We start from the raw sequence: 24967 nt of genomic DNA on the forward strand, positions 1-24967 counted from the left end.
GTTTTTCACATAGTCGGCGTGGCCTGGGCAGTCAACGTGTGCGTAGTGGCGAGTCGGGGTTTCATATTCAACGTGTGAAGTGTTGATGGTGATACCACGAGCTTTCTCTTCTGGTGCGTTATCGATCTGATCGAACGCTTTAGCAGAGCCGCCGTAGGTTTTAGCCAGAACGGTGGTGATAGCTGCAGTCAGAGTGGTTTTACCATGGTCAACGTGACCGATGGTGCCAACGTTTACGTGCAGTTTGTTACGCTGAAATTGCTCTTTCGCCATGGCGATAATTCCTTACGTTGTGCCTTCATGAGTCATGAAGGCATCAGTTCACAATTTTTAAACCGTAGCTTATTTGCTACGAGCTTCAATAACGGCCTGAGCGACGTTGTTCGGCGCATCATCGTACTTCAGGAACTCCATGGAGTAAGAAGCACGGCCTTTGGTCAGAGAACGCAGCTGGGTTGCATATCCGAACATTTCAGACAGCGGAACTTCAGCATGGATCTGAACGCCAGTAGCGTTAGATTCCTGTCCTTTGAGCATACCACGACGACGGCTAAGGTCACCGATAACGTCACCGGTGTTCTCTTCCGGAGTCTCTACTTCAACCTTCATGATCGGCTCAAGCAGAACTGGCTGTGCTTTCTTAAAGCCATCTTTGAAGGCTAAAGAAGCGGCCAGTTTAAACGCCAGCTCAGAGGAGTCAACGTCATGGTAAGAACCGAAGTGCAGACGAACACCCAGGTCAACTACCGGATAACCGGCCAGTGGACCAGACTTCAGCTGCTCCTGGATACCTTTATCAACCGCAGGGATGTATTCAGTTGGAATCACACCGCCCTTGATATCGTTGACAAATTCGTAGCCTTTTGGGTTAACACCCGGCTCCAGTGGGTACATGTCGATAACAACATGACCGTACTGACCACGACCACCAGACTGCTTAGCGTGTTTACCTTCAACATCGGTAACTTTAGAACGAATCGCTTCGCGATAAGCAACCTGTGGTTTACCGACGTTCGCTTCAACGTTGAACTCACGCTTCATACGGTCAACGATGATGTCGAGGTGCAGCTCACCCATACCCGCGATGATGGTCTGATTAGATTCTTCGTCAGTCCATACACGGAATGATGGATCTTCTTTCGCCAGACGACCCAGAGCCAGACCCATTTTTTCCTGGTCAGCTTTGGTTTTCGGCTCAACGGCGATAGAGATTACCGGCTCTGGGAATTCCATGCGCTCAAGAATGATGACGTTTTCTGGATCACACAGGGTGTCACCAGTGGTCACATCTTTCAGGCCGATCGCTGCTGCGATGTCGCCCGCACGAACTTCTTTGATCTCTTCACGTTTGTTTGCGTGCATCTGAACGATACGGCCCAGACGCTCACGGTTTGACTTAACCGGGTTGAACACGGTGTCACCGGTGTTAACAACACCAGAGTAAACGCGGAAGAAGGTCAGGTTACCCACAAACGGGTCGGTTGCGATTTTGAACGCCAGAGCAGCAAACGGCTCGTTGTCGTCAGAATGACGCTCAGCCGGCGTATCTTTACCGTCGTCCAGCATACCGTTGATCGCGGTAACGTCAGTCGGTGCTGGCAGGTATTCAACAACCGCATCCAGCATCGCCTGAACACCTTTGTTCTTAAATGCAGAACCACAGGTTACCAGGATGATTTCGTTTTTCAGCACGCGCTTACGCAGAGAAGTTTTGATCTCTTCTTCAGTCAGCTCTTCACCGCCGAAGAATTTCTCCATCAGCTCATCAGAACCTTCAGCAGCGGCTTCAACCAGGTTGGCACGCCACTCTTCAGCCAGTTCCTGCATATCAGCTGGGATATCTTCGTAAACGAAGGTAACGCCCTGATCTTCATCGTTCCAGTTGATGGCTTTCATTTTCACCAGGTCAACAACACCGGTGAATTTCTCTTCTGCGCCAATAGCCAGCTGAAGTGGAACCGGGTTTGCACCCAGGCGCGTTTTCATCTGGTCAACAACTTTCAGGAAGTTAGCACCCATGCGGTCCATTTTGTTAACGAACGCGATGCGTGGAACTTTATATTTGTTAGCCTGGCGCCATACGGTTTCAGACTGTGGCTGAACACCACCAACCGCACAGTAAACCATTACTGCGCCATCAAGCACACGCATAGAACGCTCAACTTCGATGGTGAAGTCAACGTGTCCCGGGGTGTCAATGATGTTGACGTGGTGTGGCTCGAACTGCTTAGCCATACCTGACCAGTAACAGGTGGTTGCAGCGGAAGTGATGGTAATACCACGTTCCTGTTCCTGCTCCATCCAGTCCATGGTTGCGGCGCCGTCATGCACTTCACCGATTTTGTGGTTTACACCGGTGTAGAACAGAACACGTTCGGTAGTGGTAGTTTTACCGGCGTCGATGTGAGCACTGATACCGATGTTACGATAGCGCTCAATGGGTGTTTTACGAGCCATTTGATTCCTCTGATTCTGAGACGTTCTAAGTTAAAAAAGCCCAGCAGGTAAGCCACTGGGACGCCCGCTGGGTTAATAACAACTACGTGGCTGTTACCAGCGGTAGTGTGCGAACGCCTTGTTGGCTTCAGCCATACGGTGAACGTCTTCACGTTTCTTAACTGCAGTACCTTTGTTCTCTGCAGCGTCAGAAAGTTCGTTCGCCAGGCGAAGAGCCATTGATTTATCACCGCGTTTACGAGCAGCTTCAACGATCCAACGCATTGCCAGAGCATTACGACGAACCGGACGGACTTCAACTGGAACCTGGTAGGTTGAACCACCAACGCGACGTGACTTAACTTCTACAGTCGGACGTACGTTTTCGAGTGCAACTTCGAAAGCTTCCAGACCATCTTTACCTGCACGTTGAGCCAGGGTATCAAGTGCGGTATAGACGATAGATTCTGCAGTAGATTTTTTACCATCTACCATCAGGATGTTTACAAATTTAGCCAGCAATTCTGATCCGAACTTAGGATCTGGCAGGATTTTACGCTGACCAATGACGCGACGACGTGGCATGGAAATACTCCGTTGTTAATTCAGGATTGTCCAAAACTCTACGAGTTTATTTTGACATTAAAGTGAAAATGTTTGGCCTTACTTAACGGAGAACCATTAAGCCTTTGGCTTCTTCACGCCGTACTTGGAGCGTGACTGCTTACGGTCTTTAACACCTGAGCAGTCAAGCGCGCCGCGAACGGTGTGGTAACGCACACCTGGCAAGTCTTTAACACGACCGCCACGGATCAGGATCACTGAGTGTTCCTGGAGGTTATGACCTTCACCGCCGATGTAGGAGGTAACTTCAAAACCGTTAGTCAAACGCACACGGCAAACTTTACGCAGTGCTGAGTTTGGTTTTTTAGGGGTAGTGGTGTACACACGAGTACAAACACCACGTTTCTGCGGGCAAGCTTCCAGCGCAGGCACGTTGCTCTTTGCAACTTTGCGTACGCGTGGTTTGCGAACCAGCTGGTTAACTGTTGCCATTAAATAGCTCCTGGGATTTAGCTTTTTGCTTCGTAAACACGTAATAAATCGCCTCGTATTACTACGAGGAGGCAGAATTTTAGGGCTGTGTCAAAAGGGTGTCAAGAAATAACCAGGTTTTCCTTGCTACCAGGCCACTTGTTGTTGGTGCTTCACCGTCATCGCAACGAAACCAGTATAGTCCAAACGTGCTACTTTGGTCGAAATTTGCTCAACCAACCCACGCGCGACCACATCTTCCTCAAGGACCCAAAGCGCGGCCGGAGAGGCTTGCAGCTTGATGAACATCTGGCTGCCCTCAAGCGCGGCCGTGACGCCATCCTGCATTAGCAGCAAATCGTCGCCCTCCTGCATCAGCAGTAACAGGCTATCGATATCGCATTGCCAGGGTGATTGCAGCAGCGTGTAGAGCATGTTGGATTCTCAGAAACGAAGGATTCGATGATAAGTGGCGAGTGTCTGGCGCAGTGTCGCGGCATCCAGCACTTCAGCCGTCATCACACGTTCAGCCGTCAGGCTTTGCCCGCGCGCATCAAGTGACTCGCGGCAGACGAAACACTGGTCTATGTCGTAGAGATCGAGCACGCCAAACGTCGCGATATAGTTGCGAGCCAAAATCTGCTCAGGCTGCTGTTCGCGTTGCAGTTGCAGCACGCCATCGCCAATAAAGAACAGTCCAATGTCTTCGCTGAGCGCGCCAGTGGCCAGCACCGCATCCAGCCCTTCCCTGCCCGCGCTGCTGCCGTGAGGTGCCTGAGTGAAAAGAAATGCCACGCGATTCATCAGAATTGCACCAGACGATCACAGCTCAACGCGGCTTCTGCCAGCGCACCTAAGCCGCTCAGTTCAAAACCAGGCTGCAAATTACTGCCTGCCAGTTGCAAGCGAGTGGCTTCCTGTTCATCCGTCACGCCACGGCGCAATGCGGCAGCCACGCAAATATTCAGCGCGGCACCGCTCTCTTCACGCAGTTGTTGCCATGCGCGCACCACATCCACTTCATCGCTGGCAGGTGCACTAAGCTGGTTGGCATTCAGCACGCCTTCTCTATAAAAGAAAACACTTTCCAGCTGATGCCCTGCTTTGAGCAACGCACGAGCAAACAGCAATGCACTACTGGCATGCTGCGTACCGTACGCCGGCCCCGTTACCAGCAAGGTGTAACGCATTAGCGATCCTGCCCCTGGAAGTCACCGCTTTTGAACTGACGGATGTAGAGGTAAACCGTGTGCTTGGAAATATTGAGACGGTCAGCGACCTGGTTAATCGCATCCTTGATATCAAAAATTCCCTTCTCATACAGGTTGAGCACAATCTGGCGATTCTTGGCGTTGTTCGAGACGTTGCGGTCGTTACTCACTTCCTCAATGGTAAATTCCAGCGTTTGCATCACCAGGTCTTCGACTGAGCTGGCAAAGTTGACGTTGGAATCTACCTGCTGCATTTCCGGCGGCATAAAGGTCGACATAATCTGCGAGAACGGCACATCAAGGTTCATGTTGATACACAGCAGGCCAATCACTCGCTGCTGACGATTGCGAATCGCAATGGTGACAGATTTCATCAGCACACCGCTTTTGGCGCGCGTGAAGTAAGCACGGGACACATTGCTGTCTGCGCCATGCATATCATGCAGCATGCGCAATGCCAAATCGGTAATCGGCGAGCCCACTTTACGGCCGGTATGTTCACCGTTGGCGATGCGCACGGCGGAGCATTTCAAATCTTCCAGTGAATGCAGCACGATTTCGCAGTGCGAGCCGATCAGCATCGCGAGGCCATCAACGACGGCTTCGTAAGATTTGAGAATATCGTAATCGGCTTGCTCGAACGGACGTTGCTCCAGTAAATCGAAGTCAGTCAGTTCACCGGGATTGAATGGATTAGACATCGAAGACATTACCCTAAATGGCTGGAGCCTGTCTCGACAGCTTTGGGGCAGACTCATATTGTGATAGTTGTGCAGGCGCTAGTCTGGCAAATGTCGGGATGTTTAGCCAGAGCTTTACTCATTCCCCTAAACAATTTGGGTTGCTGCAAGACGGCATGTTCGTTCAGCCCTGAGCATTGCGAGTACAGCCAGCGAATCTCAAGTCTGGCGGACAAATAAAAACGCCGCCCGGAGGCGGCGTCAGAAGCGCAAGCAGATTACTGCGCTTTCTTATCAGCAGCGGCCGGAGCCTGTGCTTTCTCATCCGCTTTTGGCGCTGGCTTGATATCCAGCAGCTCAACATCAAATACCAGCGTTGAGTTGGCCGGAATGCCCGGAACGCCATTTTTGCCGTAAGCCAGGTTCGGTGGGATCACCAGCTTGATCTTGCCGCCTTTCTTCACGTGCTTCAGACCTTCGGTCCAGCCTGGGATCACGCCGTCGAGACGGAATGACAGTGGCTCGCCACGGGTGTAAGAGTTATCAAACTCGGTACCGTCAATCAGCGTACCTTTATAGTTCACGACGACGGTGTCGCTGTCTTTAGGTGCGTCACCGGTGCCTTCTTTCTCAACCTGATACAGCAAGCCAGATTCAGTTTTCTTCACGCCTTTTTCTTTGGCGAATTTATCAGCGTAAGCGGCACCCTTGTCAGAGTTCTCTTTCGCGTCTTTTTCCATCTTCGCCTGTGCAGCGCCTTTCACGCGGCCTTCGAAGGCTTGCAGTGTCTGCTCGATCTCTTGATCAGACAGTTTGCTCTTGCCACCGAATGCATCCTGAACACCTGCGATCAGCTGATCTTTGTCCAGTTTGATGCCCAGCTTCTCTTGTTCCTTCAGAGAGTTGTCCATGTAGCGACCCAAAGAGGCACCCAGCGCATAAGCTGACTGCTGGTCTTCGTTTTTGAAGGCAGCATTTTTCGGTGCCTGCGGTGCTGCCTGAGCAGCGTCAGCCGGAGCCGCAGCGGTTTCAGCTGCCATTGCCAGCGGTGCATTCAGCGCAACGGCCATGGTGGTAGCTAACAATGTGACTTTAAACAGTGATTTCATCCTTTCTCCAAAACCGAAGCATCTAAACCTCGGGAATCATTGCGGACAGTGGCCCACACTATAACTTTACGTGGCAGCGGCGAACACTCCCACAACGTAATTACCCGCTTAACATCCGACCTTTTTTGCATCAGGAAGTTTCACCAGAGATGAAGGCATTAGCGCTGATTTCAACCGCAAAGCCCCATAAAGGTTAAAAATCGGGTGATTCTGGCGCTAAAGGCCGTAGAATCACGCCCGATACGCGCCAGGCGCAGCACCGTGACAGGAGAAGAGATGATGCAGCATGAAGAGTGGGAACAACGCCTTGAGGCGCTGGAGAGCAAACTGGCATTTCAGGAGCATACCATCGATCAGCTCAATCTGACGGTGAGTCAACACGAACTAGAGATGAGTCGTATGCGCGAACAGGTACGTTTATTAGTGGATAAAGTGAAAGCAGCGACACCCTCACCGATTGCTTCGCAGTCCGAAGAGACGCCACCACCGCACTATTAAAGCAAAAGGCCACCCGGAGGTGGCCTTTTGTTGTTCAATGCAGAACTTAGTGGCTGCAGCCGCAACCGCCAGTACCACAACCGCCCTGGCCGTGATCGTGACCATGGTCGTGATCGTGGTCATGATGATGACCATCCGCGCCATGCACATGGCCGTGAGCGATTTCTTCTTCCGTTGCTTCACGGATCGCTACCACTTCCACGTTGAAGTTCAGGTTCTGACCCGCCAGCATGTGGTTACCATCAACCACAACGTGCTCGTCTTCCACTTCGGTGATTTCAACCGGCACTGGACCCTGATCGGTTTCTGCCAGGAAGCGCATGCCAACCTGCAGTTCGTCGACGCCCATGAACACGTCTTTTGGTACACGCTGCACCAGGTTGTCATCGTACTGACCGTAAGCGTCGTTTGCCGGAATATGCACATCAAACTTATCGCCAACCGCGTGATTTTCCAGCGCTTTTTCCAGACCAGAAATCAGGGAACCATGACCGTGCAGATAGTCCAACGGTGCACTCACCGGTGACTCGTCAACCAACACACCGTCTTCGGTACGAACCTGATACGCCAGGCTCACCACCAGGTCTTTTGCTACTTTCATGATATCTCCTAACCGTTGAGAACTGAGATCCCGTCTCATTGGTCTATTTTGCGTGCAATAACCAACCAGAAAGGTTCAAGACTGAGGATGCCAACAAATGTGTTGCTGCATACTGCTCAGCGTTAATGGCGCCGATTGTAGCGGAATTCAATCCCGCTGTAAGTTTAAGCTTAAAAAAAGCTGCGCCATTCCGCTACTCAGGATGAAAAATGCCGATCACTTGCTCATTGCTGCGCACCTTATCGCGAACTTGTTTATCCGCTTCACGCATTTGATGGCCGCACTGCACGCACTCCACCACTTCGACATTGTTTTCACGCCATAACGCCAGCGTGTCTTTTTCCTGACATTGCGGACATACCGCACCAGCAATAAAACGTTTACGCATACTCTTTCCTGCCCGCTATTAAGCAACGGATATGTTAAGTGTAGTCCTACTCGTCATCCCAACCGTCGATCTGGCGCTTTTCATGCTGCATTTCGCGCTGGAAGATGTCTTCTAACTCACGGCGAGCTTCACGCACACGTGAGGCCTGCGCATTATCATCGTGGCTTGGCACCAGCTCACGCAGCATGCGCATATCGAGTCGACGGAAGTGCTGTTGCGCACGTTGCGCCTGATGCGGATGCATGCCGAGTGAAATCAGCGTCTTGCGTCCCAGCTCCAGCGCACTGGAGAAGGTTTCACGCGAGAACAGCGTGACGCCCGCTTGCAGTAATTCATGGGCTTCCACACGACCACGCGCACGCGCCAGGATTTCCAACTGCGGGAAGTGCTGCTGGCAAAGGTGAACGATGGACATCGAATCTTCTGGATCATTGCAGGTAATCACAATGGATTGTGCATTCTCCGCACCGGCAGCACGCAGTAACTCAAGCTCAGTGGCATCGCCATAGTAAACCTTATAGCCATATTTGCGCATCAGGCTGACAGCCGAGATGTCACGCTCCAGCACCGTAATACGCTTATTGTTAGCCATCAGCAAGCGGCCCACCACCTGACCAAAACGACCAAAGCCCACCACAATCACCTGCGGCTGATCATCTTCGACAAACGGCTTCTCATTGTCATCATCGGGCTCATTGAACCGACGTGCGAGAATTTTATCTACACCCTGCATCAACAGCGGTGTGGTCATCATCGACAGCGTCACCGTCACCAGCAACAGGGGTAATTGATCGCCGCTAAACAGTTTGGCCGACGCGGCCGCCGAAAACAGCACAAAAGCAAATTCACCGCCCTGGCTAAGCACCCCGGCAAACTGCAGGCGCTCGGAACTGCGTAAGCCATAAATACGGCCCAGCACATAGAGCACCAGCGTTTTCACCGCCACCAGAATCACTACGCCAAGGATAATTTCCGCGATATGGGTATAGAGCACGCCCAAATTCAGCGCCATGCCAACGGAAATAAAGAACAGCCCGAGCAGCAACCCTTTGAAGGGTTCGATCGCCACTTCAAGCTCGTGCCGATATTCACTCTCGGCCAGTAGGATCCCGGCGATAAAGGTGCCGAGGGCCATCGACAGCCCTAGCATATCCATAAACAGCGCCGAGCCCAGCACCAGTAATAATGAAGCCGCCGTGAACACTTCACGCACACCGGAAGCGGCGATAAAGCGGAAAATCGGACGCAGCAGATAACGGCCACCCACCAGCATGCCGGCAAACGCCAGCACCTTCATACCCACTTTCAGCCAGTCAACATGACCGCTGTCCCCACCGGCCAGCAACGGCACAAGTGCTAATGCGGGGATGACAGCCAAATCCTGGAAGAGGAGCACTGAGAAGCCGAGCTGTCCCGCTTCGCTACGATTCATGCCTTTATCGCGCATCAATTGCAGTGCCATGGCCGTGGAGGACATTGCCAGGCCAATCCCGCCGATAGTCGCAGCCTGCCAGCTAAAGTTGGTTAGCCACAACAGCACACCAAGAATCGCCGCAGAAACCAATACCTGCGCAGCGCCCACGCCAAAGATTGAACGTCTTAACGCCCAAAGCTTGGCGGGATTCAACTCCAGCCCGATGATGAACATCAGGAACACCACGCCGAGTTCGGAGAAGTGCAGAATCTCATCAACGTCGCTGATAAAGCCTAGCCCCCACGGGCCGATGGCAATGCCGGCCAGCAGATAACCCAGTACGGCACCAATGCCAAGTCGTGCCGCAATCGGCACCACAACCACAGCAGCCACCAGATAAATCACTCCGGCGGTGAGTAACGTTTGACCTTCCATCACATCACTCCCTGCGGCAACGGTGACGAGAGCCAGTCACGATAGGCGCGCGCATAATTGCGCATCACCTCCGGCGTCTGGCGGCGAGCCCAGTAGATCACCATCGGCGTCATCCAGTGCATACGACACATCTGCGCCGTCAGCTCAAACGGACGCATGATGTCGCTCATCGGATAACGATTCAGACCATTGTGGTGGTACGCGGTTTCTGGTTCCCCGGTGGTCACCACGCTGCGCCAGTACTTGCCCTCCAGCGCATTCCCGTCCTGACCGCTGGCAAACCCGCGCGACAACACGCGATCCAGCCACTCTTTCAGCAAAGCCGGGCAGCTATAGGTGTATAGCGGGTGCTGGAAAACAATGATTTGGTGGTCGCGCAACAACTGCTGCTCGTAATGAATATCAATAAAAAAGTCCGGATAGTGGGCGTATAAATCGTGCACCGTGACGTGGTCCAGTTCCATAGCCGACTGCAGCAAAACCCGATTAGCAATCGAATCCTGTGTTTCCGGATGGGCGTAAAGCAGCAAAATTTTGGGTGGCTGCGACATCGTTCCCCTCCAAAGCGTCGTCACCGCAGCGGAATTCCGCTACCATGCTCGACGCAACTAACCATTATTGAATTATGTTGCCGATAAATTAACATATTCTGACGATACGGCGCTTATGATTGTCTTTTCCGCATTACAAATACGCCGCGGCACCAACGTGCTGCTGGACAACGCAACAGCCACCATTAATCCCGGCCAAAAAGTCGGTTTGGTGGGTAAGAACGGCTGTGGAAAATCCACGCTGCTGTCGCTACTGAAGGGCGAAATTAGCAGTGATGCAGGCAATTTCACTTTCCCTGGTAACTGGGCGCTGGCATGGGTGAACCAGGAAACCCCGGCCCTCAGTAAAGCCGCGCTGGAATATGTTATCGACGGCGACCGCGAATATCGTCAGCTTGAATCCGAATTAGCTGATGCTAACGCCAGGGATGACGGCAACGCCATCGCCCTGCTGCATGGCAAGCTGGATGCGATTCAGGCGTGGAGCATACATGCTCGCGCCTCCAGCCTGCTGCACGGATTGGGCTTTAGCCAGGAACAATTAATGCGGCCGGTGAGTGATTTCTCCGGCGGCTGGCGTATGCGCCTTAACCTTGCGCAAGCGCTGGTGTGCCGATCCGATCTGCTGCTGCTTGATGAACCGACTAACCACCTCGATCTTGACGCCGTTATCTGGCTTGAGCGCTGGTTAAAAAGCTATGAAGGCACGCTGATCCTCATCTCGCACGACCGTGACTTCCTTGATCCGGTGGTGGATAAAATCATTCATATCGAACAGCAGACGATGTTCGAATACACCGGCAACTACAGCTCGTTCGAGCGCCAGCGTGTCGCCAAACTGGCGCAGCAGCAGGCGCTGTTCCAGAGCCAGCAGGAAAAAGTACAGCACCTGCAAAAGTATATTGATCGCTTCCGCGCCCAGGCCACTAAAGCCAAACAGGCGCAGAGCCGTATCAAGATGCTGGAGCGCATGGAGTTAATTGCGCCGGCTCACGTCGATAACCCGTTCAGCTTCAGCTTCCGCGCACCAGAAAGCCTGCCTAATCCATTACTGAAAATGGAGAAAGTCACGGCGGGTTATGGTGAGCGCATCATTCTTGATGCCATCAAACTGAATCTGGTGCCGGGTTCACGCATCGGTCTGCTCGGCCGTAACGGTGCGGGTAAATCAACGCTGATCAAACTGCTGGCCGGTGAGATTGAAGCGCTGGATGGCAAAGTTGGCCTGGCAAAAGGCATCAAGCTTGGCTACTTCGCTCAGCATCAACTTGAATACCTGCGCGCCGATGAATCGCCATTGCAGCATCTGGCCCGTATTGCGCCACAAACGCTGGAACAACAGCTACGTGATTATCTCGGCGGCTTCGGTTTCCAGGGGGATAAAGTCAGTGAAATCACCGAGCGTTTCTCCGGCGGTGAAAAAGCGCGGCTGGTGCTGGCACTGATCGTCTGGCAACGTCCAAATCTGCTGCTACTCGATGAACCGACTAACCACCTCGATCTCGACATGCGTCAGGCATTAACCGAAGCGCTGATTGATTTCGAAGGCGCGCTGGTTGTGGTTTCGCATGACCGTCATTTACTACGATCCACCACCGACGATCTCTATCTGGTGCATGACCGCAAAGTCGATGTGTTTGAAGGCGATCTCGATGATTACCAGCAGTGGTTGAGCGATCTGCAAAAGCAGCAAGCCCAGCAGGATGCTGCACCGAAGCAGGATAACGCCAACAGCGCCCAGTCTCGTAAAGATCAGAAACGCCGCGATGCCGAACTGCGTGCGCAAACCCAGCCGTTGCGTAAAGAGATCGAGAAGTTAGAGAAGCAGATGGCGAAGTGGCAGAGCCAGCTCAGTGAAGCGGAAGCGATGCTGTCAGACAGTGCAATTTACGATCAGAGCCGTAAGGCCGATTTAACCTCGGCGCTGCAACGTCAGGCTGAAAGCAAATCGGCGCTGGAAGAGGTTGAAATGGCCTGGCTGGATGCGCAAGAACAACTGGAGCAAATGCTGGCGGGCTAGCCGCTAGGTTGATTCTGTAGGGTTCGCATTTTGCGAACCTGGTAAATTGTGTTGCTGTTTATGTTGCTGCCGGGTTTGGTGTAAGGGCCAGAAAAGCCCCGCCCGACCGCAAAGGGATCACGCATCCATGCTGATCGACCGCCACATCCTTGTGGCGGACGCTTTGCTCTTCGGGCGGGGCTTTCCTGTCCTGTTTAGATTCTCATCGCTGTATCTTGTGCGCTTGTCTGGATGTTTGCACACTTCGTAGCGGCGCAATTTATTGCGCATTTTTTTAGACACGCGCGATAAATAGTGCCGCTACGGATATGAATCAGCCAGTTAGAACGGCACATCACCCAGCACGGTTGCGCGATGCATCACTCTACGCGCCGGATAATAATCCGCATTGGCATAATGCTGCGTGACGCGGTTATCCCAAATAGCCACATCATTCTCCTGCCAGCGCCAGCGCACCTGAAACTCCGGTTTTGCCGTGTGCCAGAACAGGAAATTCAGCAGTGCTTCGCTCTCCTTCTCACGCAATCCCAGTAAACGCGTCGTGAAGCCTTCATTCACAAACAGCGCCTTACGCCCGCTCACCGGGTGCGTGCGAATGACGGGATGGTGCACCGGCGGATGCTTCGCCACGGCCTGTTGCCAGCGTTGATGTTCCTCTTCAGTCTTGCGGTATTTGTATTCCTGGAATGACTTCTTAAAATCGTGTTCTGCCTGCAAGCCACTCAGTAGCTGCTTGAAAGGCTCGGATAGCGCCTCATAAGCCGCAATCCCCGTGGACCACAGCGTGTCGCCACCGCTTTCCGGCAGCAGCTTCGACGCTAAAATCGCAATCGCTGGAGGCGTTTGAATAAAGGTCACATCGGTGTGCCAGTTATCGTTATCCGGCGGATTGTCCTGATGGGTATCCAGCACGATAATTTCTTCCACCCCCTCGGCATGCGGATACACCGGATGGATGTGCAGATCGCCGAAGCGGATCGCCAGAGCGCGATGCTGTTCCGGTGTGATCACCTGATTACGCAGAAACAACACCTGATGGCGCAGCAGACCATGATAAAGCTGCTCAAACTGCGCGTCGCTTAACGGGCGGCTGAGATCGAGGTCGCTGACCTGCGCACCGATATACGGGCCCAGCGCGGTAAAGGTGATACGTTCGTTCATTGCTGTTCTCCATTCCAGGGCGTTAATCGGCGCTGCAAAGCGCGCAGACCCAGTTCTAAGCTAAAAGCGATCAAGGCAATCACGGCGATTCCGGCCAGCACCACATCGGTGGCAAGGAACTCGCCCGCCGACTGCACCATAAATCCCAGTCCGCGCGTGGCGGCAATCAGTTCGGCAGCCACCAGCGTTGACCAGCCGACGCCGAGGCCAATGCGCAAACCCGTGAGAATTTCCGGCAAGGCGCCCGGCAAGATGACAAAGCGCAGCAGCTGCCAGCGCGACGCGCCCAATGCCTGTGCCGCGCGAATCCGTACCTGCTGAGCATTCTTCACACCCGCCAACGTCGAGAGCGTTACCGGTGCGAAGATCGCCAGATAAATCAGTAATATTTTTGAGGTCTCACCGATACCGAACCAAATCACCATCAGCGGCAAATAAGCGAGCGGTGGCACCGGGCGATAGAGTTCAATCAGTGGATCGAGCAGCCCCCGAATCGCCGGGCTTAGGCCCATCGCAATGCCGACGGGAATACCAATCAGCGCGGCAAAGAACAGTGCCACCAGCATGCGCGTCAGGCTGGCGCCCAGGTGCTGCCATAACGTGGCATCCATAAAACCTTGCGGGCTGGCAATCAGCAGCAGCTTTTGCAGCACCTGCTGTGGCGGCGGCAGAAACAGGGGGGCCACCAAACCCAGCGTCGTGACGCCCCACCACACCAGCAGCAACAGCGCGACACTCAGTAGACTCAATGAAAACTGGGGGGAAAACGGCCAGCGCAGTGTGCGTCGGCGAGTCTGGGTTTTCTCATCAATCACCGCACTCATACAAACGCCTCCCGCTGAGAAAAGACCTGATTCAGCACATATTCACGGCGCTCGATAAAGGCCGGGTCGGATTTAATACTGCGGCACGCTTCACCGGCAGCGAACCGCTGACCAAAATCGAGTTTGATACGCTCCACCACTCGACCGGGTCCCGGTGACAACAGCACCAGTTCGCTGGCAAGAAACACCGCTTCTTCAATATCGTGGGTAATCAGCAGAATCTGTTTGCCGGTATCGCGCCACAGCGTCAGCAGCAGGGTTTGCATCTGTTCGCGTGTAAAGGCATCCAGCGCACCAAATGGCTCATCTAACAGCAGCAACTGAGGATCAGCCGCCAGCGCACGCGCAATCCCCACGCGCTGACGTTGACCCCCAGAGAGCTGCCAGATATAACGCTTTTCTGCCCCTTCCAGTCCGACTTTGCGGATTAAACGGCGAGCAATGGTGTGGCGTTCAGCCTTGTCCATTCCCGCCAGCTGCAAGCCAAACGCCACGTTATCGATCACGTTACGCCACGGCAGTAGCCCTTCATTCTGAAACACCACGCCGCGTTCTGCGCCCGGTCCATTTACCGCTTTGCCATCAAGCGTGATACTGCCGGACTCCAGCGGCAGGAATCCGGCGATCAAGTTCAGTAAGGTGGTTTTGCCACAGCCAGACGGTCCCAGCACCACCAGCAGGTCGCGTTGATCCAGTTGCAGATTGATATCCTGCAGCGCGGGTTGTCCGGCGTAACGTGCATTCAGGTTGGTGATGCTGAGCATAGCGCCTCCGTTATTTCGCTAAAGGTGCAACAAATTGCGTGGTGACAAAGCTGCTGTAATCATTAGCCGCGTCCGGCACTTTGCCCTGCTCTTTCAGGAAGTGCGCGGTATCAACAATGGCTTTGTTCACTGGCTTGCCCAGCTGTTCCACCTGCTGCTGTGCGGTCAGGTAGGTATTGCCTTTGACCAGCACCGGCACATCGCTTTCCGGTACGCCACTCAGGCGCGCCAGTTTGCTGAGATTGTCGGGCTGCTTCAGCCACTGTTCTGGATTAGCAATGTAGGCTTGCTGTGCCTCAATCGCGCTGCGCGCAAAGGCAGTGACGATTTCAGGATGCTGCTGGGCGAAATCTTTGCGCACCACCCACACATCCAGCGTTGGCGATCCCCATTTGCCCACCTGAGAAGAGTCGGTTAACACCGTGCCATCCTTTTCCAGCTCGTTAACCGCCGGTGACCAGACGTACGCGCCGTCAATATCACCGCGTTTCCACGCCGCAATAATGGCAGGCGGTTGCAGATTCACTAACTGCACCTGCGACGGCTTGATGCCCCAATGCTTGAGCGCTGACAGCAGGCTGTAATGGGTGGTGGAGATGAAAGGCACGGCGATGCGTTTGCCAATCAGATCCTTGGGACTGGTGATGGATTTTTTGACCACCAGCGCTTCGGAATTGCCAAGCTGTGATGCCAGTAAGAAAGCTTCGATGGGCAACTGCTGTGTTGCCGCCACGGCTAACGGGCTGGACCCGATATTACCGATTTGCACATCACCGGAAGCCAATGCCCGCAGCACGCTGGCACCGCTATCAAACTTGCGCCAATCCACCGTCGCGCCACTCTCTTTGGCAAAGGTGTTATCGGCCTGCGCCACTTTGGCCGGTTCCGCCGAGGTTTGATATGCCACGGTGACATTCACCGCCTGTGCCTGAAACGCCATCAGGGCCAATGCTGCCGCCACTGCCGTTATTGTTTTTTTTACTGCCATCATCGTTCACCCCAATGTTATGTCGTGATGGCAGTTTCTCCAGCGGCTGTAATTTCATAAAGGAATTAAAAATTATCCCTAATGAAAATCTGTTCTTAGATCAACATTGGGCAAGGATATGCGAAATATGCAAATGCAAAGAAGGCGTAAAGACGGAAATATGTCACGCGCTCACATAACGACTGTGCTATTGATAGGCTTCTGATTTTTCACCTCTACTGGCGGTACTGAAATCCATGTCGATTGAAAAAGTTGCCCGTCTTGCTGGCGTGTCTAAAGCCACGGTTTCTCGGGTGTTGAACCAGCATCCCGGCGTGCTTACAGATACGCGAGAAAAAGTATTGGCTGCCATCAATCACTGTGACTATCAGCCCAATCTGCTGGCTCGCCAGCTGCGTACTGCCCAGAGTCATATGTTGCTGGTGTTAATATCAGACATCACTAATCCCTTCTGCTCACGCGTGGTACAAGGCATTGAAGCTGAAGCCGAAGCGCAGGGTTATCACATCCTGTTATGCAATTCGGCCTCGCAGCTGCCGCGCGAAGCCGCTTATCTGGCGTTATTAAGCGGTAAAGTGGTTGACGGTGTGATCACCATGGATGCCGCCGCCTGTTTGCAGCAGTTAAAAGATTTGATTGGTGACGCCCCCTGGGTGCAATGCGCCGAATACGATCCAGCCATTCCCGCTTCCAGTGTCACCATTGATAATAAAGAAGCCGCATTTGAAACGGTGCGTTATCTGGCCAACAAAGGCCGCCGACGTATCGCGCTGGTGAATTGTGATATGCGCTATCTCTATTCACATCAGCGCGAAACGGGTTATCGCGAAGCGCTGGAGCAGTTGGAACTGAGTTGGGGTGGCGTGGCTTACGCGGAAAACATTTCGTGTGAAGCGGGCAGTGCCGCACTGCGTGAACTGCTGGCGCGACCGGAGCGACCAGACGCCGTGTTTGCGGTTTCTGATGTGCTGGCGGTTGGCGTGATCCATGCAGCGCTGGAAGCGGGATTGCGGGTACCTGAGGATTTGGCGGTAGTAGGATTCGATGGTATTCCCTTCACCAGCAGCCTCAATCCACCACTGACCACCATCGAACAACCGATGAAACGACTGGGTGCACGCAGTGTTCAGCTGTTATTGAACCGCATCCGCCAGCCGCACAGTGAAGTGGTGCGTGAAGTGTTACCCTGGAAGCGCGTTGAACGCGCCTCCAGTTAACTCAACGCCAGATCAGCAGTACACAGGCTGCCGTGAGCGCACCCATCGCCAGGTTGAAGATTTTCCACGCACGCGGGCTGCGCAACAATCGGCCAATCAGCGAACCAAATCCCATCCAGATAACACCGGATACCACATTAACCAGCGCCATGCCGATACTGATCGCAATCACGGAATGCAGATACGCGTCGCCTGCAAGGCTGAAGCTGGCCACCGCGCCCAGCGCCATCAGCCAGGCTTTTGGGTTGATCAGCTGTAACAGACCACCCTGCCAGAACGGCATCTGTTTCACCGTGGCGTCTTCGGTTTCCAGCTTCTCGTACTCTGCGGTAGCAATTTTCCACGCCAGCCACAACAGATAGAGACTACCGGCAATCTTCAGCACCAGATGCAGTGAAGGATAAAGCAGGATCAAACCGCCGATGCCAAATGCCACCATCAGCAACATGACTTGCATACCAATCATGATACCAATGAGCAGCGGGATGGTGCGCAGGAAGCCAAAATTAGCACCTGAGGCGGTAAGTAACATATTATTGGGCCCTGGCGTGATGGCAGCGACCCAAAGAAAACCCAACATTGATAAAAAAAGACTCAGTTCCATGTAAATTCGGGTGCTCCTCACCCAGTAAAGCGGACAACCCATCGAAGCTATCAGCGAGTTATGCATCAGACAAGCCTTTACCCAAGCTATTTTGATCGCCTGAACGGCGAGCGATTCACTCCGCTGCGCGGATTCAGTAACGCGCATCTGCAAACCCTGCTGCCGCGCATACTGCGTCGGCGCGTAACCCTGCGTCCGCACTGGCAGCGACTTGATCTGCCTGATGGCGATTTTGTTGATCTCGCCTGGAGCGAAGACCCGGCGCAGGCGCGCCACAAGCCGCGTATGGTGATGTTTCATGGCCTGGAAGGAAGCTTTCGTAGCCCATACGCCCATGGTCTGATGCAAGCGTGTCAGGCGCGAGGCTGGCTGGCGGTGGTGATGCACTTTCGTGGCTGCAGTGGCGAACCTAATCGCCTGGAACGCATTTATCATTCCGGTGAAACCGAAGATGCGACCTTTTTCTTACACTGGCTGCAGCGCGAATGGGGCACGGTGCCGACTGCAGCAGTGGGCGTTTCACTCGGTGGCAATATGCTGGCCTATTTATTGGGCATGCAGGGCAATGATGTGCCTGTGGATGCAGCCGTCGCGATTTCGGCACCCTTTGCGCTCGAACCCTGCAGTGAAAAGCTCGATGCCGGCTTCTCTCGTTTCTATCAGCACTATTTACTGACCAAGCTGAAACAGAACGCCACGCGCAAACTGCTGGCCTGGCCTGGCACACTGCCGGTGGAACTGAGCCAGCTGCGGGCATTTCGCCGCATTCGTGAGTTTGATGATGCGATTACCGCACGGGCGCACGGTTTTCTGGATGCCAACGACTATTATCAACGTGCCAGCGCTATGCCGCTGCTCACGGGCGTGCGCAAGCCGCTGCTGATCATCCATGCCAAAGACGATCCCTTTATGACCGATGCGGTGATCCCGCAGCCGGAGCAACTGTCGCCTTCGATTGAATATCAGCTGACGCAAAAAGGCGGTCACGTTGGCTTTGTCGGCGGTACGTTAATGAAGCCGAAAATGTGGCTGGAACAGCGTGTGCCTGACTGGCTTTCAACCTATCTGGATGTGTGATCGTGATTATTCCCTGGCAAGAACTTGAAGTCGCAACACTGGAAAACCTGATTGAAACTTTCGTGCTGCGCGAAGGCACCGACTATGGTGAGCAGGAGCGCAGCCTGGAACAGAAAGTCGCCGACGTGCGCCGCCAACTGGAGCGCGGAGACGTTGTGCTGGTGTGGTCGGAACTGCACGAATCCGTCAACATTATGCCGAAAGGCGAGTTTCGCGGTTAATGCACCGCACAGTAATTCGTGGTAACAATGCTCATCGCCCGACTTCACAGGGAGTTCTGTTATGTCAGCCAGGCATCCAATCATTGCCGTGACCGGTTCCAGCGGTGCCGGTACCACCACCACCAGCCTCGCCTTCCGTAAGATTTTCCAGCAGCTGGATCTGCATGCTGCGGAATTGGAAGGTGACAGTTTTCACCGTTATACCCGTCCAGAAATGGATATGGCGATCCGTAAGGCACGCGATCTGGGCCGCCATATCAGTTACTTCGGCCCGGAAGCCAATGACTTCGGGCTGCTGGAACAGACGTTTAAGCATTACGGAAAAACCGGGTTGGGTGAGTCGCGCAAATATCTGCACACCTACGACGAAGCGGTGCCGTGGAATCAGGTGCCGGGCACCTTTACGCCCTGGCAGCCGCTGCCGGAAAACACTGACGTGCTGTTCTATGAAGGTTTACACGGTGGCGTGGTAACACAGCAGCACAACGTCGCCGAGCATGTCGATTTGCTGGTCGGCGTGGTGCCGATTGTCAATCTGGAGTGGATTCAAAAGCTGGTGCGTGACACCAGCGAGCGCGGCCATTCCCGTGAAGCGGTGATGGATTCAGTGGTGCGTTCAATGGAGGATTATATCAACTTCATCACGCCGCAGTTCTCGCGCACCCACATCAACTTCCAGCGTGTGCCAACGGTGGATACGTCAAACCCCTTTGCCGCACGTGAAATTCCGTCACTCGATGAAAGTTTTGTGGTAATTCACTTCCGTGGGCTGGAAGGCATTGCTTACCCTTACCTGCTGGCGATGATCCAGGGCTCGTTCATTTCACATATGAACACGCTAGTGGTGCCGGGCGGAAAAATGGGGCTGGCAATGGAGTTAATCATGACGCCACTGGTGCAGCGGCTGATTGAAGGTAAACGGATTGAATAATCCAGAAATTCTGTAGCGGCGGCCGTTTGGCCGCCCGCTGATGTTATCGCTCAATCACTTCGTAACTGTGCGTCATTTTCACACTATTGCCGAGCATGATCGCCACCGAGCAATACTTCTCCGCCGACAGATCGACAGCCCGCGCCACCGCTTTATCGCTTAGCGCGGAGCCGCTAACGATAAAATGCAGGTTGATGTGCGTAAAAATACGTGGCGCTTCTTCACGGCGCTCGGAGGTGAGTTTCACCTCGCAGTCAGCCACATCATTTCGGCCTTTCTGCAGGATCGATACCACGTCAATCGCGCTACAGCCGCCTGCTGCCATCAAAACCATCTCCATCGGGCTTGGCGCTTTGTCACCCGAGTTACCGTCCATTAATACCTGATGGCCAGATGAGGATTCTCCGAGAAAGGTCAGCCCTTCCACCCATTTCACTCGTGCCTGCATTATTCTTTCTCCTGAAGTGGCGGTTTTGCCGCCAGAGTACGCTTTCACTTGATAAACAGCAATCCAGACTCTTCCGCCTGTTGCTGAAGCGAGACAACAGAAGACAGCTTGCAAAAGCTGTGCTACAAACAGTGCTGAAAATATTTTCGTCATCACAGACGAAGGCGGGAAGAATCAAAAGCGTAGCTTAAGAATCACCCGGAAATAATTTTCCTTTACTGGAAGCGCTCTACGATTACACCGCCTGACAGGGAAAACTGCCCCCTGTATTTTGGGCACGATTACAACAGAGGATAATAGCGAATGGTTCTCGGCAAACCGCAAACAGACCCTACACTCGAATGGTTCCTGTCCCATTGCCATATTCACAAATATCCGTCCAAAAGCACGCTCATCCATCAGGGTGAGAAAGCGGAAACGCTGTACTACATCGTGAAAGGTTCCGTTGCGGTTCTGATCAAAGATGAAGAAGGCAAAGAGATGATCCTCTCCTACCTCAATCAGGGAGACTTCATCGGCGAACTCGGCCTGTTTGAAGAAGGCCAGGAACGTAGTGCCTGGGTACGTGCTAAGACTGCCTGCGAAGTGGCTGAAATTTCCTACAAAAAATTCCGTCAGCTGATTCAGGTAAACCCGGATATTTTAATGCGACTTTCGTCGCAGATGGCGCGTCGTCTGCAAGTCACCTCCGAGAAAGTGGGCAACCTTGCCTTCCTCGATGTGACGGGCCGTATCGCGCAAACACTGCTTAATCTGGCGAAACAACCCGATGCGATGACGCACCCCGACGGGATGCAAATCAAAATCACCCGTCAGGAGATTGGTCAGATCGTGGGTTGCTCACGCGAAACCGTGGGTCGTATCCTGAAAATGCTGGAAGATCAGAACCTGATCTCCGCACACGGTAAAACCATCGTCGTCTACGGCACCCGCTAATTTCTTATCACCCACGGCGTGATGGCAACATCGCGCCGTTTTTGTTTGCGATGAGCTGATGTGGCGCCGAATCATCTATCATCCTGAGGTCAACTACGCACTGCGGCAAACGCTGGTGCTGTGCCTGCCTGTGGCACTAGGCTGGCTGTTTGGCGATCTGCAAAAAGGCCTGCTGTTCTCATTAGTTCCTGCCTGCTGCAACATGGCGGGTCTCGATACACCACATAAGCGCTTCTTCAAACGCCTGATTGTGGGCGGCTCACTGTTTGCTAGCGCCAGTTTCCTGATCCAATTTCTCACCAGTGACGCCATTCCGTTACCGCTGATCCTGTTTGTGCTGCCGCTGCTGATTGGCGTGACCGGCGAAATCAGCCCGCTGCACGGCCGCTTACTGCCCGCTACGCTAGTTGCTGCCATCTTCAGCCTCAGCCTGGTGGGCCGCATGCCCATGTGGGTGCCGCCTCTGCTGTATATTGGTGGCACGCTGTGGTACGGCCTGTTTAACTGGTTCTGGTTCTGGCTGTGGAAAGAGCAGCCAATGCGCGAAACCCTCAGCCTGCTTTATCGGGAACTGGCAGATTATTGCGATGCCAAATACACCCTGTTGACGCAGCTTACCGATCCCGAGAAAGCGCTGCCGCCGTTGCTGGCGCGTCAGCAAAAAGCCGTTGACCTGATCACCACCTGCTATCAGCAGATGCACATGCTCTCTGCCAGCCGCGATAACAGCCACAAGCGCCTGACGCGGGCTTTCCAGGTGGCGCTTGATTTGCAGGAGCACATCTCAGTGAGCCTGCATCAGCCGGAAGAAGTGCAAAAGCTGGTCGAGCAGAGTCACGCTGAAGCGGTGATCCGCTGGAATGCCAAAACCATCTCTGCGCGCCTGCGCCTGTTGGCCGATGCCATTCTCTATCATCAGTTGCCCGAACGCTTCCACATGGAGAAGCAACTGGGTGCGCTGGAAAAAATCGCGCGCCAGCATCCTGATAACCCGGTGGGCAACTTCTGCTACTACCACTTCAGCCGCATCGCCCGCGTGTTGCGCACGCAAAAGCCGTTATACACCCGAGACTTGATGGCGGATCGCCAGCGTCGCCTGCCGCTGTTCCCGGCGCTGCGCAGCTACCTGTCGCTCAAGTCCGCCGCATTGCGCACCGCCGCGCGTATCTCGGTGATGCTGATGTTCGGCAGCGCGCTGGCGCTGTTCTTCAATATCCCCAAGCCTTACTGGATTCTGATGACCATCATGTTTGTCAGCCAGAATGGCTACAGCGCGACACGGGTGCGTATCCAGCACCGTGCGCTAGGCACCTTTGCCGGATTGCTGATCGCCGCAGGCTCACTACAGCTCGACGTCCCCGAATCGATCACCCTACTGTTCATGCTGGCCATCACCCTCGCCAGCTACCTGGTCACGCGCAAGTATTACGGCTGGTCGATGATTGGCTTCACCGTGACGGCGGTGTATTCACTCCAGCTGTTGTCGCTGAACGGGGCGCAGTTTCTGCTGCCGCGCATGATGGATACCCTGATGGGCTGCCTGATCGCCTTTGCCGGTATGATCTGGCTGTGGCCACAGTGGCAGAGCGGATTACTGCGCAGCAACGCGCATGATGCGCTGGAGGCCTATCAGGAAGCCTTGCGGATGTTGCTGGGGCCGGAGCAGTCTCCTGAAAAGCTGGCGTATCAGCGCATGAAGGTCAATCAGGCGCACAATGCGCTCTTCAACTCACTGAATCAGGCATCAAGCGAACCGGGCTTCAACGCGCAGTACCTGAAAGATATGCGCATGTGGGTGACCCACAGCCAGTTCATTGTGGAACACATCAACGCGATGACGATCCTGGCGCGTGAGCACACCATGCTGACGCCGAAGCTGGCGGAACGCTATCTGCAATCCTGTGAAATTGCGCTGCAGCGCTGTCAGCAGCGGCTGGCGTATGATGGGCCAGGCAATGACAGCAATATTTTGGAAGCGCCGGAGAATATGAATGAAGGGCCGGTCACGATTGTCGAGCAGCATGTGAAGCGCATCCTGCAACACCTGAATGTGATGCACACCATCTCTTCACTGGCGTGGAGCCAGCGACCGCATCACGGCCGCTGGCTGAAAGTGTTACGTCCGAAGGGCTGATTACGCCGCCAGCACTTTCTCAATCGCTTTGGCGAAACGCGCCATGCCTTCTTCGATGTCAGTCGGCTCGATCACCAGTGACGGCACAAAACGCATCACATCAGTGCCCGCGGTCAGAACCATCAACCCTTCTGCTGCTGAGGCATTGAGGATATCGCGCGCTTTACTGGCGTGTTGTGGCTTCAGCGCTGCGCCAATCAGTAAACCTTTGCCGCGAATCTCACTGAACAGATCGTATTTGCTGTCGATCGCTTGCAGTGCCTCAACGAACTGCTGACGACGGGCCTCTACGCCACCCAGCACTTCTGGGGTGTTGATGATATCCAGCGCGGTTTCAGCAATCGCACAGGCCAGTGGGTTGCCGCCATAGGTGGTGCCGTGCACGCCCGGCGCCATCACCGACGCGATTTCATTGGTGGTTAGCATCGCGCTCACCGGGAAACCGCCGCCCAGCGCTTTCGCGGTGGTGATGATGTCTGGCTTGATGCCGTAATGTTCGTAGCTGAACAGCTTACCGCTACGACCCATGCCGCTCTGTACTTCATCCAGCACCAGCAGCGCTTTATGCTCATCGCACAGCGCACGCAGACCCTGCATAAATTCCTGCGTCGCAGCCACCACGCCGCCTTCACCCTGAATCGGCTCCACGACAATCGCGCAGGTGTGGTCATCCATCACCGCTTTCACCGCATCCAGATCGTTAAATGGCACATGTACGATATCTGCCGGCTTTGGACCAAAGCCGTCGGAGTATTTCGGCTGGCCGCCAACAGAAACGGTAAACAAGGTACGACCGTGGAACGCATTGTGGAAGGCGATGATTTTGCTTTTGAACGGGCTGTGTTTTTTGCAGGCGTAGTAGCGTGCCAGCTTGAAGGCGGCTTCGTTGGCTTCCGCACCGGAATTGCCAAAGAACACACGATCGGCAAAGGTCGCGGCAATCAGTTTGCTCGCCAGACGTAATGCCGGTTCATTGGTAAACACGTTGCTGGTATGCCACAGGGTTTCACCCTGGCTTTTCAGCGTTTCCACCAGCGCCGGATGGCAATGACCGAGAGCCGTCACCGCGATACCGCCGGAGAAGTCGATATACTCTTTGCCCTGCTGATCCCAGACTCGGCTGCCCTTGCCTTTCACCGGCACGAACTGCGCAGGTGCATAAACAGGCAATATCACGTTATCGAACGTTTCCCGGGTTACCGCTAGTTTTTCCGCTGCCATTGCCGACCTCATTGGGTTATTTATTGAGCTGAAGTGAAATTATAATCACAAAATATGCATAAA

28 protein-coding genes are annotated in these 24967 nt (G+C 54.0%); 8 read left to right on the top strand and 20 right to left on the bottom strand.

Annotated features, from left to right (window positions below; all coding sequences use genetic code 11):
* The 9 genes from VI01_RS03775 to fkpA all read right to left on the bottom strand — a co-directional run.
* Nucleotides 1-273, bottom strand: a 273-nt coding sequence (locus VI01_RS03775; protein ID WP_045814040.1) for a GTP-binding protein, incomplete at its 3' end; no start/stop codon positions are given.
* 69 nt (nucleotides 274-342) lie between these two features.
* Nucleotides 343-2457, bottom strand: coding sequence for an elongation factor G (gene fusA, locus VI01_RS03780; RefSeq protein ID WP_038644327.1), 2115 nt, complete (start codon nucleotides 2455-2457; stop codon nucleotides 343-345).
* A 93-nt stretch (nucleotides 2458-2550) separates the two neighbouring features.
* Nucleotides 2551-3021: a 30S ribosomal protein S7 gene (gene rpsG, locus VI01_RS03785; protein WP_007886246.1), complete on the bottom strand. Its 471-nt coding sequence runs from the start codon at nucleotides 3019-3021 to the stop codon at nucleotides 2551-2553.
* A 96-nt stretch (nucleotides 3022-3117) separates the two neighbouring features.
* Nucleotides 3118-3492: a 30S ribosomal protein S12 gene (gene rpsL, locus VI01_RS03790; RefSeq protein WP_006120575.1), complete on the bottom strand. Its 375-nt coding sequence runs from the start codon at nucleotides 3490-3492 to the stop codon at nucleotides 3118-3120.
* A gap of 126 nt (nucleotides 3493-3618) precedes the next feature.
* On the bottom strand, nucleotides 3619-3906 hold the full coding sequence (gene tusB / locus VI01_RS03795) for a sulfurtransferase complex subunit TusB (RefSeq protein ID WP_034830769.1): 288 nt from the start codon (nucleotides 3904-3906) through the stop codon (nucleotides 3619-3621).
* A 9-nt stretch (nucleotides 3907-3915) separates the two neighbouring features.
* Entirely contained in the window at nucleotides 3916-4275 is a 360-nt protein-coding gene (tusC, locus tag VI01_RS03800; protein ID WP_038644324.1) for a sulfurtransferase complex subunit TusC, read from the bottom strand.
* A complete protein-coding gene (gene tusD, locus VI01_RS03805) occupies nucleotides 4275-4661 on the bottom strand; it encodes a sulfurtransferase complex subunit TusD (protein ID WP_038644322.1) in 387 nt (128 codons plus the stop codon). The genes tusC and tusD overlap by 1 nt, the downstream gene beginning before the upstream one ends.
* On the bottom strand, nucleotides 4661-5383 hold the full coding sequence (locus VI01_RS03810; protein ID WP_034830776.1) for a transcriptional regulator: 723 nt from the start codon (nucleotides 5381-5383) through the stop codon (nucleotides 4661-4663). Before VI01_RS03810 ends, tusD begins: the two co-directional genes overlap by 1 nt.
* Before the next feature lie 257 nt (nucleotides 5384-5640).
* On the bottom strand, nucleotides 5641-6471 hold the full coding sequence (gene fkpA / locus VI01_RS03815) for an FKBP-type peptidyl-prolyl cis-trans isomerase (RefSeq protein ID WP_045814041.1): 831 nt from the start codon (nucleotides 6469-6471) through the stop codon (nucleotides 5641-5643).
* Between the two features lie 279 nt (nucleotides 6472-6750).
* Here fkpA and VI01_RS03820 point away from each other — a divergent pair, with 279 nt between their 5' ends.
* Nucleotides 6751-6969, top strand: coding sequence for a SlyX family protein (locus VI01_RS03820; RefSeq protein ID WP_045814169.1), 219 nt, complete (start codon nucleotides 6751-6753; stop codon nucleotides 6967-6969).
* Nucleotides 6970-7015: 46 nt separating this feature from the next.
* Here VI01_RS03820 and slyD read toward each other — a convergent pair whose 3' ends face one another.
* The 4 genes from slyD to kefG all read right to left on the bottom strand — a co-directional run bounded on the left by slyD (nucleotide 7016) and on the right by kefG (nucleotide 10358).
* Nucleotides 7016-7570 carry a peptidylprolyl isomerase gene (gene slyD, locus VI01_RS03825; RefSeq protein ID WP_034830781.1) on the bottom strand — a complete coding sequence of 185 codons (555 nt, stop codon included), beginning with the start codon at nucleotides 7568-7570 and terminating at the stop codon, nucleotides 7016-7018.
* Nucleotides 7571-7763: 193 nt separating this feature from the next.
* Nucleotides 7764-7958: a YheV family putative zinc ribbon protein gene (locus VI01_RS03830; RefSeq protein ID WP_034830784.1), complete on the bottom strand. Its 195-nt coding sequence runs from the start codon at nucleotides 7956-7958 to the stop codon at nucleotides 7764-7766.
* A gap of 46 nt (nucleotides 7959-8004) precedes the next feature.
* On the bottom strand, nucleotides 8005-9807 hold the full coding sequence (gene kefB, locus VI01_RS03835) for a glutathione-regulated potassium-efflux system protein KefB (protein WP_045814042.1): 1803 nt from the start codon (nucleotides 9805-9807) through the stop codon (nucleotides 8005-8007).
* Nucleotides 9807-10358, bottom strand: a complete 552-nt coding sequence (gene kefG, locus VI01_RS03840; protein ID WP_045814043.1) for a glutathione-regulated potassium-efflux system ancillary protein KefG — start codon at nucleotides 10356-10358, stop codon at nucleotides 9807-9809. Before kefG ends, kefB begins: the two co-directional genes overlap by 1 nt.
* 115 nt (nucleotides 10359-10473) lie before the next feature.
* Here kefG and VI01_RS03845 point away from each other — a divergent pair, with 115 nt between their 5' ends.
* Nucleotides 10474-12378: an ABC transporter ATP-binding protein gene (locus VI01_RS03845; protein ID WP_045814044.1), complete on the top strand. Its 1905-nt coding sequence runs from the start codon at nucleotides 10474-10476 to the stop codon at nucleotides 12376-12378.
* Between the two features lie 321 nt (nucleotides 12379-12699).
* Here VI01_RS03845 and tauD read toward each other — a convergent pair whose 3' ends face one another.
* The 4 genes from tauD to tauA are packed head-to-tail and all read right to left on the bottom strand — an operon-like array spanning nucleotide 12700 to nucleotide 16118.
* Nucleotides 12700-13539: a taurine dioxygenase gene (gene tauD / locus VI01_RS03850; RefSeq protein ID WP_045814045.1), complete on the bottom strand. Its 840-nt coding sequence runs from the start codon at nucleotides 13537-13539 to the stop codon at nucleotides 12700-12702.
* Nucleotides 13536-14363, bottom strand: a complete 828-nt coding sequence (tauC, locus tag VI01_RS03855) for a taurine ABC transporter permease TauC (RefSeq protein ID WP_038644315.1) — start codon at nucleotides 14361-14363, stop codon at nucleotides 13536-13538. Before tauC ends, tauD begins: the two co-directional genes overlap by 4 nt.
* The gene (gene tauB / locus VI01_RS03860; RefSeq protein WP_038644313.1) at nucleotides 14360-15127 is read right to left on the bottom strand and encodes a taurine ABC transporter ATP-binding subunit; all 768 of its coding nucleotides are present in this window, start codon (nucleotides 15125-15127) and stop codon (nucleotides 14360-14362) included. The genes tauC and tauB overlap by 4 nt, the downstream gene beginning before the upstream one ends.
* 10 nt (nucleotides 15128-15137) lie before the next feature.
* Complete coding sequence (gene tauA / locus VI01_RS03865; RefSeq protein WP_045814046.1) at nucleotides 15138-16118, bottom strand: taurine ABC transporter substrate-binding protein; 981 nt, start codon at nucleotides 16116-16118, stop codon at nucleotides 15138-15140.
* A gap of 233 nt (nucleotides 16119-16351) precedes the next feature.
* Between tauA and VI01_RS03870 the strand changes: the two genes are divergently transcribed.
* Nucleotides 16352-17332 (top strand): LacI family DNA-binding transcriptional regulator, encoded by a 981-nt coding sequence (locus tag VI01_RS03870; protein ID WP_045814047.1) that lies wholly within the window; start codon nucleotides 16352-16354, stop codon nucleotides 17330-17332.
* 1 nt (nucleotide 17333) lies between these two features.
* Here VI01_RS03870 and VI01_RS03875 read toward each other — a convergent pair whose 3' ends face one another.
* Nucleotides 17334-17936 (bottom strand): LysE family translocator, encoded by a 603-nt coding sequence (locus VI01_RS03875; RefSeq protein WP_038644309.1) that lies wholly within the window; start codon nucleotides 17934-17936, stop codon nucleotides 17334-17336.
* A gap of 60 nt (nucleotides 17937-17996) precedes the next feature.
* On the opposite strand from VI01_RS03875, the gene VI01_RS03880 reads away from it, so the two are divergent.
* The 3 genes from VI01_RS03880 to VI01_RS03890 all read left to right on the top strand — a co-directional run bounded on the left by VI01_RS03880 (nucleotide 17997) and on the right by VI01_RS03890 (nucleotide 20165).
* Nucleotides 17997-19013: a hydrolase gene (locus tag VI01_RS03880; protein ID WP_038644307.1), complete on the top strand. Its 1017-nt coding sequence runs from the start codon at nucleotides 17997-17999 to the stop codon at nucleotides 19011-19013.
* 2 nt (nucleotides 19014-19015) lie between these two features.
* Nucleotides 19016-19234 carry a YheU family protein gene (locus VI01_RS03885; RefSeq protein ID WP_034820041.1) on the top strand — a complete coding sequence of 73 codons (219 nt, stop codon included), beginning with the start codon at nucleotides 19016-19018 and terminating at the stop codon, nucleotides 19232-19234.
* Nucleotides 19235-19295: 61 nt separating this feature from the next.
* Nucleotides 19296-20165, top strand: coding sequence for a phosphoribulokinase (locus VI01_RS03890; RefSeq protein ID WP_038644305.1), 870 nt, complete (start codon nucleotides 19296-19298; stop codon nucleotides 20163-20165).
* Between the two features lie 43 nt (nucleotides 20166-20208).
* Here VI01_RS03890 and VI01_RS03895 read toward each other — a convergent pair whose 3' ends face one another.
* Nucleotides 20209-20613 carry an OsmC family protein gene (locus tag VI01_RS03895; RefSeq protein WP_045814048.1) on the bottom strand — a complete coding sequence of 135 codons (405 nt, stop codon included), beginning with the start codon at nucleotides 20611-20613 and terminating at the stop codon, nucleotides 20209-20211.
* A gap of 303 nt (nucleotides 20614-20916) precedes the next feature.
* On the opposite strand from VI01_RS03895, the gene crp reads away from it, so the two are divergent.
* Nucleotides 20917-21549, top strand: coding sequence for a cAMP-activated global transcriptional regulator CRP (gene crp / locus VI01_RS03900; protein ID WP_000242758.1), 633 nt, complete (start codon nucleotides 20917-20919; stop codon nucleotides 21547-21549).
* A gap of 58 nt (nucleotides 21550-21607) precedes the next feature.
* Nucleotides 21608-23683 (top strand): YccS/YhfK family putative transporter, encoded by a 2076-nt coding sequence (locus VI01_RS03905; protein WP_045814049.1) that lies wholly within the window; start codon nucleotides 21608-21610, stop codon nucleotides 23681-23683.
* Here VI01_RS03905 and VI01_RS03910 read toward each other — a convergent pair whose 3' ends face one another.
* Nucleotides 23684-24904, bottom strand: a complete 1221-nt coding sequence (locus tag VI01_RS03910) for an aspartate aminotransferase family protein (RefSeq protein ID WP_045814050.1) — start codon at nucleotides 24902-24904, stop codon at nucleotides 23684-23686.
* Between the last annotated feature and the right edge of the window lie 63 nt (nucleotides 24905-24967).

It is taken from the genome of Pantoea sp. SM3, from assembly GCF_000963995.1.
Classification (GTDB): Bacteria; Pseudomonadota; Gammaproteobacteria; order Enterobacterales; family Enterobacteriaceae; genus Pantoea; species Pantoea rwandensis_B.